This window comes from Sphingomonas sp. NPDC079357 (assembly GCF_044901155.1).
Classification (GTDB): Bacteria; Pseudomonadota; Alphaproteobacteria; order Sphingomonadales; family Sphingomonadaceae; genus Sphingomonas.
This window is the reverse complement of record NZ_JBJDOM010000020.1, coordinates 1,676-2,951: the sequence shown is the minus strand read 5'-3', so window position 1 is coordinate 2,951 and position 1,276 is coordinate 1,676. Positions and strand designations below refer to the sequence as shown.

Sequence of the window (1,276 nt, the reverse complement as noted above, 5' to 3'; positions counted from 1 at the left end):
TCCAGCGCTGTTGTTGGTGGTGTGGGCTCTCAAGCGTGAGGTAAGGGCAATTCGTGGATGCCTTGGCGCATACAGGCGATGAAGGACGTGGCACGCTGCGATAAGCTGCGGTGAGGTGTGAGCAACCTTTGACCCGCAGATTTCCGAATGGGGAAACCCACTCATCCTGATTACCTAGCTTCGGCTAGATAATTGGGGTTTTGAGTATCTCGTTACTGAATACATAGGTTTCGAGAAGCGAACCCGGGGAACTGAAACATCTCAGTACCTGGAGGAAAAGACATCAACCGAGATTCCGTTAGTAGTGGCGAGCGAACGCGGACCAGGCCAGTGCCATTCATTCAAGTAGCAGAACGATCTGGAAAGTTCGGCCGTAGCGGGTGACAGCCCCGTATGCGAAACTGATGTGAATGGACTCGAGTAGGGCGGGACACGTGTAATCCTGTCTGAACATGGGGGGACCACCCTCCAAGCCTAAATACTCGTATGCGACCGATAGCGAACTAGTACCGTGAGGGAAAGGTGAAAAGCACCCCGATGAGGGGAGTGAAACAGTACCTGAAACGGATTGCCTACAAGCAGTTGGAGGGTCCTTGAGGCCTGACAGCGTACCTCTTGCATAATGGGTCTGTGACTTAATGTTTCAAGCGAGCTTAAGCCGATAGGTGTAGGCGCAGCGAAAGCGAGTCTGAATAGGGCGACATAGTTTGAAGTATTAGACCCGAAACCCGGCGATCTATGCATGACCAGGATGAAGGTGTGGTAACACACACTGGAGGTCCGAACCGATTAACGTTGAAAAGTTACCGGATGAGTTGTGCTTAGGGGTGAAAGGCCAATCAAGCCGGGAAATAGCTGGTTCTCCGCGAAAACTATTGAGGTAGTGCCTCGGATGGACACCCTAGGGGGTAGAGCACTGGATGGATGCGGGGGTCGCGAGATCTACCAACTCTAACCAAACTCCGAATACCTAGGAGTGATATCCGGGAGACAGACGGCGGGTGCTAAGGTCCGTCGTCAAAAGGGAAACAGCCCTGACCTACAGCTAAGGTCCCCAAGTCACGTCTAAGTGGGAAAGCATGTGGGAATCCCAAAACAACCAGGAGGTTGGCTTAGAAGCAGCCATCCTTTAAAGAAAGCGTAACAGCTCACTGGTCTAGCTAAGGGTTCCTGCGGCGAAGATGTAACGGGGCTCAAGACGTGCACCGAAGCTTAGGGTGTGTCCCAGACTTGATCTGAGGATACGCGGTAGCGGAGCGTTCCGTAAGCCTGCGAA

Annotated in this window: 1 rRNA gene (only partly in view); it reads left to right on the top strand. The window is 52.8% G+C overall.

What is annotated here, in order from left to right:
* Positions 1–30 precede the first annotated feature (30 nt).
* Positions 31–1,276: ribosomal RNA gene (locus tag ACI2JO_RS19950) — 23S ribosomal RNA — on the top strand (it continues 1,645 nt past the right edge of the window).